At 75.4% G+C, this 7,043-nt stretch carries 9 protein-coding genes; 5 read left to right on the top strand and 4 right to left on the bottom strand.

Annotated elements, in window-relative coordinates; all coding sequences use genetic code 11:
• Together V7793_RS30260 and V7793_RS30255 are read right to left on the bottom strand one after the other, a co-directional pair.
• Positions 1-1,441 (bottom strand): helix-turn-helix domain-containing protein (locus V7793_RS30260; RefSeq protein WP_336012467.1); only part of this gene is annotated, 1,441 nt, incomplete at its 3' end.
• Between the two features lie 267 nt (positions 1,442-1,708).
• The gene (locus V7793_RS30255; RefSeq protein WP_190024062.1) at positions 1,709-2,143 is read right to left on the bottom strand and encodes a MarR family winged helix-turn-helix transcriptional regulator; all 435 of its coding nucleotides are present in this window, start codon (positions 2,141-2,143) and stop codon (positions 1,709-1,711) included.
• Positions 2,144-2,251: 108 nt separating this feature from the next.
• Between V7793_RS30255 and V7793_RS30250 the strand changes: the two genes are divergently transcribed.
• The gene (locus V7793_RS30250) at positions 2,252-3,280 is read left to right on the top strand and encodes a hypothetical protein (protein ID WP_336012462.1); all 1,029 of its coding nucleotides are present in this window, start codon (positions 2,252-2,254) and stop codon (positions 3,278-3,280) included.
• Between the two features lie 24 nt (positions 3,281-3,304).
• On the opposite strand, the gene V7793_RS30245 is transcribed toward V7793_RS30250, so the two are convergent.
• Positions 3,305-3,592, bottom strand: coding sequence for a DUF1876 domain-containing protein (locus V7793_RS30245; protein WP_058041646.1), 288 nt, complete (start codon positions 3,590-3,592; stop codon positions 3,305-3,307).
• Positions 3,593-3,807: 215 nt separating this feature from the next.
• Here V7793_RS30245 and V7793_RS30240 point away from each other — a divergent pair, with 215 nt between their 5' ends.
• The 3 genes from V7793_RS30240 to V7793_RS30230 all read left to right on the top strand — a co-directional run bounded on the left by V7793_RS30240 (position 3,808) and on the right by V7793_RS30230 (position 5,858).
• Entirely contained in the window at positions 3,808-4,788 is a 981-nt protein-coding gene (locus V7793_RS30240) for an ABC transporter ATP-binding protein (protein ID WP_336012458.1), read from the top strand.
• Positions 4,785-5,606 carry an ABC transporter permease subunit gene (locus V7793_RS30235; RefSeq protein WP_336012455.1) on the top strand — a complete coding sequence of 274 codons (822 nt, stop codon included), beginning with the start codon at positions 4,785-4,787 and terminating at the stop codon, positions 5,604-5,606. Before V7793_RS30240 ends, V7793_RS30235 begins: the two co-directional genes overlap by 4 nt.
• Before the next feature lie 129 nt (positions 5,607-5,735).
• Entirely contained in the window at positions 5,736-5,858 is a 123-nt protein-coding gene (locus V7793_RS30230; protein WP_240976559.1) for a DUF6126 family protein, read from the top strand.
• Positions 5,859-5,884: 26 nt separating this feature from the next.
• Here the strand turns inward: V7793_RS30230 and V7793_RS30225 are convergent, their stop codons facing one another.
• The gene (locus tag V7793_RS30225; RefSeq protein ID WP_336012448.1) at positions 5,885-6,766 is read right to left on the bottom strand and encodes a PhzF family phenazine biosynthesis isomerase; all 882 of its coding nucleotides are present in this window, start codon (positions 6,764-6,766) and stop codon (positions 5,885-5,887) included.
• Between the two features lie 93 nt (positions 6,767-6,859).
• On the opposite strand from V7793_RS30225, the gene V7793_RS30220 reads away from it, so the two are divergent.
• The coding region (locus tag V7793_RS30220) for a LysR family transcriptional regulator (RefSeq protein WP_336012444.1) at positions 6,860-7,043 on the top strand (184 nt) is incomplete at its 3' end.

Raw genomic sequence — 7,043 nt, 5'->3', positions numbered from 1 at the left:
GCAGGGCCGCCGCGTCCGCCTCGATCCACCGGTGCAGCCGCGGCCACGCCCGCAGCACCGCCTCGTGGGCCAGGGTGACCTGGTCGGCGTCGACGGTGAGCAGGCGCGCCCGCGTGAAGGCCTCCACCACCTCCGGCGCCGCCCCGGCCTGCGCCCCGAGGTCCTGCGACAGCCGCTCGCGTGACACTCGCCGGCGCGCCGACCGCCCGTCCTGGTCCACCCGGACCAGCTGCAGCAGGACCGCGCGGGCGGCCTCCCGGCAGCCGGGCGACAGGCGCCCGTACGCCCGCTCCGCCGTCGCCGCGACCGCCCCCGCGATCCCGCCGGCCTGCTGGTACCCCGCCACGGTCAGGAGCCTGCCGCTGCGCCGCTGCCAGGTCGCCAGCAGGGCGTGGGAGAGCAGTGGCAGCGCACCGGGCTCGTACCCGCCGCCCTCCCGCTCCCCGCCGTCGTCCCCGGCGCCCAGGTCGCGCAGGATCAGCTCGGCCAGGCCCGGCTCCAGCTCCAGGCCCACCGCGTGGGCCGGCCGCACCACGGCGTCGCGCAGCTCCTGCACCCGCAGGGGTTCCAGGGGGAGCTGGCCCGAGCGCAGCGCCGCCGCCAGCTCGGGGAAGGCCAGGCACCTGCCGTAGAAGTCGGCCCGCATGCCCAGCACCACCAGCGCCGCGGAACCCTCCCGGCCGTCGGCGGGAGCGGGGCCCGTCGCCAGGGCGTGCAGCGCGCGGACGAAATCCGCGCGCTGCCGGGCGTCCGGGCACAGGGTGAAGACCTCCTCGAACTGGTCGACGACGAGCACCACCCGGGCCGGCTCCGTCCCCTCCGTGTCCGCCGCTCCCGCTCTCCCGGCGCCCCGCGGACGGCGGTTCAGCGCGGCGTGGACGGCGCGGGCCAGTGCCCCCGCCCCGCCGCGGGCCAGCGCCCTGGTCAGGTGGTCGGGATCCGCCGCGGCGGCGTCCGCCAACCGGCGCAGCAGCTCGTCGAGGGGGCGTTCGCCGGGGCGCATCGTGACCACGGGCCAGCGGTTCGACCCGGGCACGGGCAGGACGCCCCGGCGCAGCTCGGGCACCAGCCCGGCGTGCAGCAGCGACGTCTTGCCGGTGCCCGACGCGGCGACCACGGCGGTCGGCCCGGAGCCGTCCAGACGCTCGGTCAGCTGACGGACGAGGGCGGACGTCGCCCGGTCCCGGCCGAAGAACCAGCTCGCGTCCGCGGCGTCGAACGCGGCCAGACCCCGGTACGGGCACACCTCCAGCAGCCCGTTGCGCGCGGAGCGCCGCCCCTCGGCCGGCTCCGGCACCAGCCCGGACAGCACCCCGCCGGCGCCGAGGGCCTCTTCGCAGCGCCGGGCCACCTCGGGCGTCATCGGCTTCTCGCCGGTCTCGACCCGGCTCAGATAGCCCTTGGTGTAGTGGACGGCGCGGGACAGCCCGGCCAGGGACATGCCCCGCTCCTGCCGGAGCCGGCGCAGCTCCTCTCCCGGCGACGCGGCAACGGACGGCGGGGGGCCGCCCCGGTCACGGTCGTCTCCGCGTGGCTGCACGGTCCCCACACCCTTCCGTCCGGGCCTGCCGGCAGGTCGTATCCGTCAGGCCTGCATAGCGGTTCCGGTGGGGGCGACTCACTCGTAATGGCGGCAAAACAGCCCATCGAGTGACCAACCACCCCTGATTCGGGGAGTGGGTGTGGCGCCCCGGCCGGGCGCGGCGTCTCAGTCGAGCGGTCCCGCCGAGGCGTTGTAGCGCAGCAGATAGCCCGCGAAGCGGTCCAGGTCGGCCTCGTCCCAGTCGGCGAGGCGCTCGCGGAAGGCCGCCCGGCGGTTGGCGGTGACCTGCGCGAGGGTTCCGGCGCCGCGGGGCGTCAGGTGCAGCACTTGGGCGCGCTGGTCCTCGGGGGCGGGCCGGCGCTCGACGAGGCCGAGCCGCTCCAGGGCCGCGATCTGCCGGCTGACCGTGGACTTGTCCAGCAGGTAGTGCGCGGCCAGGTCCGTGGCGCGGCACCCGCCGCGGTCCTCCAGGTGGGCGAGGAGGGTGAAGGAGACCAGGGAGAGCTCGGGGTGCATACGGGCCGCCGCGGCCCGGGCGCGGCGGGCGAAGGCGGTCAGCTCGCGCTGGATGGTCTCCACGGAGGCGTCACGATCGGGCACGGCGGCTTCCTTTCGAGGTCTGGTTGTATAGTACAACTTAAAGAGAAAGTTGTAAAAGCCAACTACTTTCCGGACGGTTGCCGACCGATCCGGCCGAGGAAGGACACGATGGGACCCGCCACCCGCGGCGCGCTGCGCCACGTACTGAGCCACCTGCTCACCCCCTTGCTGATGTGCGTCGGCATGGGCCTCGCCTACCTGGGCGCGTTCGCGCAGCCCACGCCCCACCGGCTGCCCGTCGCCGTCGTGGAGTCCGGCCCTGGCGCGGAGACCCTGGCGCGGGGCATCGCCGGCAAGGCGGGGGACCGGCTCGCCGTCCGCACCGTCGCCGACCGCGACGAGGCCGTCCGCGCGCTCCGCCACCGCGACGTCTCCGGCGCGTACATACCGGACCGCCACGCCCCCGAACTGCTCGTCGCCTCCGCCGGGTCCGACACCACCGCCATGGCCGTGCAGAAGGTCTTCACACCGGTCGCCGCCCGCACCGGCGCCCCCCTGAAGGTCACGGACGTCGCGCCGCCCGCCGAGGGCGACCCGACCGGCCAGGGCATCTTCTTCCTGCTGGTCGCGGTCAGCATCGGCTCGTACGCCTCCGTCGCCGTGCTGGGCGCCGCGGGCGGCGCGCTGCCCATGAGGCTGCGCGCAGCACTGGCGGTGGCGACCTCGTTCGTGGTCGGCCTGATCGGCGCCGCGCTGGCCGGGCCCGTCTTCCGCCTCGTCGACCACGGGCTGTGGGGGCTGTGGGGGATGGCCTGGGCCTACTCGGCGGGCATCCTGCTCGTCGGCGTCGGGCTGCACACCTTCCTCAAGCGCTGGACGACGCTGGGCATGATGGTGCTGTTCGTGATGCTCAACTTCACCAGCGCGGGCGGCGTGTACCGGCCCGAGCTGCAGAACGGCTTCTTCGCCGGGCTGCACTCCTTCTGGAACGGCGCCGGCTTCGTCGAGGGCGCGCGCAGCCTCGTCTACTTCGACGGCACCGGGCTCGGCCGCCACGTCGCGACGCTGGCGCTGTGGCTGGTCCTGGGCGCCGCCGTGACCGCCGTCGCGTGGATCGCCGAGGCGCGCAGGGCCCGCCCGGCCGCCGGGAGCGGGCCCGCGGCCGAGGAGGAGATGGAGGAGACGGTCGGGGTCTGACCCCGGCGGGCCCGCCTCACGGCCTCACAGCGGCCACCCGTACATCGGCGACCTCCTGGGCTCGGGGGCCGCGCCCACCGCGGCGACGTCGTGCTCCGCGGCGTGCAGGAGCTGTTCGCCCAGGTCGCGCAGGGCCCGGCCGGCCGCGAACTCGTCCCCGATCGCCGGGATGTCCTTGTCGCCCGGCGCGCACGTGGCGGTCCCGCTGCCCGTGACGGTCGTCGCCCCGGTGTCGAGCGTGGCGCGGGCCCTCGTCCTCCCGTCCTCCTCGACCAGGTCGAGGTGGACGTTCCATTCGGCTGTGTGCGGCATCGTCGGCTCCTCTGCGCTCGGCCCCTCCGCCCGCCTCTCCCTCCGGTCTCCTTCCAGCTTCGCCCATGCGCCGCCGTCCGGCACGGGGCCGGGCCCGCACCCGGCTTGCCGGCCCCGGCCGCAGCCCCGGCGCTTCCTCGAGCCGTGGCGGCCCGGCACCGGCTGACCCAAGCTGAGAGGAGGGAGACCCGCCGGCGACCCTCCGGGAGGCGGCCTTGGGCGAGCGCACGCGGAACGTCATCGACATCGTCTCGCTGACCAAGCGCTACGGCCGCACGACCGGCGTCGAGGGACTCGACATCGGCGTCGGCGAAGGCGAGGTCTTCGGCTTCCTCGGCCCCAACGGGGCGGGCAAGACCACCACGATGCGCTGCCTCGTGGGGCTGCTGCGCCCCACCGAGGGCCGCGTCCGGGTGCTCGGCCGCGACCCCTTCGCCGAGCACCTGAAGCTCGCCCCGTCCCTCGGCTACCTCCCGGGGGAGCTGCGGCTCTACCCCGAGCTCACCGGCCGCGAGACGCTGCGGCTGCTGGCGGCGCTGCAGGGCGCCCCCGCCCGCCTCCAGGGCGAGCTCTGCACGCGCCTGGGCCTCTCCGGGCCGGACCTGGACCGCCCCGTCCGGGCCTACTCGCGCGGCATGAAGCAGAAGCTCGGCCTGGTCCAGGCCCTGCAGCACGAACCCGAGCTGGTGATCCTCGACGAGCCCACCGAAGGGCTCGACCCCCTCGTCCAGGAGACCTTCTACGCCCTGCTGGCGGAGGTCCGCGCGGCCGGGCGCACCGTACTGCTCTCCAGCCACGTGCTGCCGGAGGTCCAGCGGACGTGCGGGCGGGTGGCGATCGTCCGGGCCGGCCGGCTGGTGACCGTCGGGGCGGTCGCCGCCCTGCGCGAGGCCCGGGCCCGCAAGGTGCGCCTGACCTTCGCCGACGGCCTCGGCCGGCGGCCGCTCGGCGGCGCCGACCGCTGGTCGCCCGACTGGCACGGCGACCAGGCCGTGCTGATGATCCCGCCGGACCGGACGGTCGCCGTCCTGCGGGAGCTGCTGGCGCTGCCGGTGCGCGACGTCACGGTCGAGGAGGCCGGCCTGGACGAGGCGTTTCTCGACCTCTACCGGAACCACCGGGGCGGGCAGGGCGGCCGGAACGACCGCGGTGGCCGCGACGTCCGGAGCGAGCCGGGCGGGGGGAAGCCTCCGTGACCGGCGGCTTCCCTCTGCTGCGGCTGGCCCTGTACCGCCGCCGCCGGATGATCAGCGCCCTGGCCGTGGGCATCGCCGCCTTCGAGGCCCTCATCGTGGTGATCACGACGACCGTCACGCCGGATCAGATCTTCGGCGCGAGCGGGCGGAAGCTCCCGGACGCCTTCAAGGCGTTCAGCGGATCGAACGGCGACGTGTCGATCGCGAGCTACCCCGGCCTGCTGGGCGCCGGGCTCACCCACCCCTTCTGGATCGCCATGCAGCTGACCGCGGTCGGCTCGCTGGCCGCCGCCGCGGTCGCCGCGGACGTGGAGGCGGGCACCATCGAGCTGCTGATGGTCCGGCCCGTGTCGCGGGCGCGGCTGCTGGCCGAGCGGACCGCCGCGCTCGTCCTCGTCTCCCTGCTGCTCAACGCCGCCGCGACCCTCGCCGTGTCCGTCGGCGTGGCCCTGCTGCCCGCTCTGAGCGACGCCGTCCCTCAGAGCGGGGTCTACGCGGCCGGGCTGCTGGGCTTCGGCTTCGCGCTGTGCCTGACGGGCCCCGCCCTGGCCGTCTCGGCGGCGGGCCGGAGCAGGACGCGGGTCATGGGGGTGACGATCGCCCTCGGCGCGGTCGGGTTCGCGGTCAACTTCGTCGCCATGGCCTGGTCGAAGGCCGCGCCGCTGCGCTTCGTCAGCCCCTTCCACTACTACACGCCGGGCGACGCCCTGGCCCACGGCACGGTGCCCTGGGGCCAGTTCGGCGTCCTCGCCGGCGTCGGCGCCGCGGGCATCCTCCTGGCGTTCGGCCTCGTCGCCCGCCGTGACCTCGCCCCCTGAGGCCCCTGAGGCCCTCTGCGCCACCGCGTGCCGGACATCCCGATCACCCTCCGTGAATCGATGGCCGCGTCCGGGGAGTAGACTCGCGCCGGTACGGCGGCGTTCGGTGACACCAGGAGGAGGCCCGCCATGAGCGAGAAGCGGGCGGAGCGGCAAGTCGCCTTCCGGGTCCTGATCTACGTCTTCGTCACCCATCTCTTCGCCGGTTTCATCTGGCTCCTGTTCTACCTCGGCGGCCACGCCGACAAGTGACGGGCGGGGCCGTCCGTGCCCCGTCCTCAGCCGGCCACCGGCACGGCCTGCCCGGTCACCCGCACCCGTGCGTCCGCCGGGTCGACCGCGACGAGCAGGTCGCTGGGGCGTCCCATGTCCTCGCCCTGGCGGATGCGGATCGTGGTGGCCTCGGTGACCTCGCCGATCGCCCGCAGGTAGCCGCCGAGCGCGGCCGCGGCCGCCCCGGTGGCCGGGTCCTCCACGACGCCGCCCACGGGGAAGGGGTCGCGCGCGTGGAACAGCCCCCCGTCCTCCCGCCACACCAGCTGCACGGTGGTCCAGCCGTGCGACCGCATCACCGCGGCGAGCGCGTCGAAGTCGTAGGCGAGCGAGGCCAGCCGGGCCCGGGTGGCGGCGGCGAGCACGAGGTGCTCGTTCCCGCCGAAGGCGACGTGCGGCGGCAGCGCGGGGTCGAGGTCCTCGCGGGCCCAGCCCAGGGCGGCCAGCGCGGCGTCCACCTCGGCGTCCGCGGCCGGGCGGGAACGCGTGGGGGCGCTGGTGAGGGTGGCCCGCCCCACGCCGTCCCCGCCGGTCTCCGTCGCCACCCCGATCTCGCCCACGGGCGTGTCGAAGAGCAGCTCGCCCGGGCCGATGCGCCCGGCCAGGGCGACCGCGGTCGCGACGGTGGCGTGGCCGCAGAACGCGACCTCCGCGAGCGGGCTGAAGTAGCGCAGCCGGAAACGGCGCGACGCGGTGTCCCCGGCGGTCACGAACGCCGTCTCGGAGTAGCCCACCCCGGCGGCGACCGCGAGCATCCCGTCCTCGTCGAGACGGGCGGCGTCGAGGACGACGCCCGCGGGGTTGCCGCCGGAGGGGTCGGAGGTGAAGGCCGTGTAGCGCAGGATCTCGGTGGTCAGGATCTCGGTGGCCAGGCTCTCGGTGTTCATGGCCCCCACTCTTCCGCGTCCTGTCCATCATGACCAACGATGGTTTCTGATCCTGCCGATCGGGAAAAGCGATGGCTCGCCTATGCTCGCCCCGTGGACACCCGACTCCTCCATACCTTCCTCACCCTCGCCCGCACCGGGAGCTTCACCGCCGCGGCCGCGGAGCTGCACCTCGCCCAGTCGACGGTCACCGTGCAGATCCGGGCGCTGGAGAAGGAGCTCGGCACCCGTCTCTTCGACCGGCTGCCCCGGGGCGCGTCGATCACCGCGACGGGCC

The sequence above is a fragment of the Streptomyces sp. KLMMK genome, assembly GCF_036961605.1.
GTDB lineage: Bacteria > Actinomycetota > Actinomycetes > Streptomycetales > Streptomycetaceae > Streptomyces > Streptomyces telluris.
The sequence above is the reverse complement of the archived record's forward strand: the minus strand, read 5'-3'. Positions and strand labels throughout refer to the sequence as shown.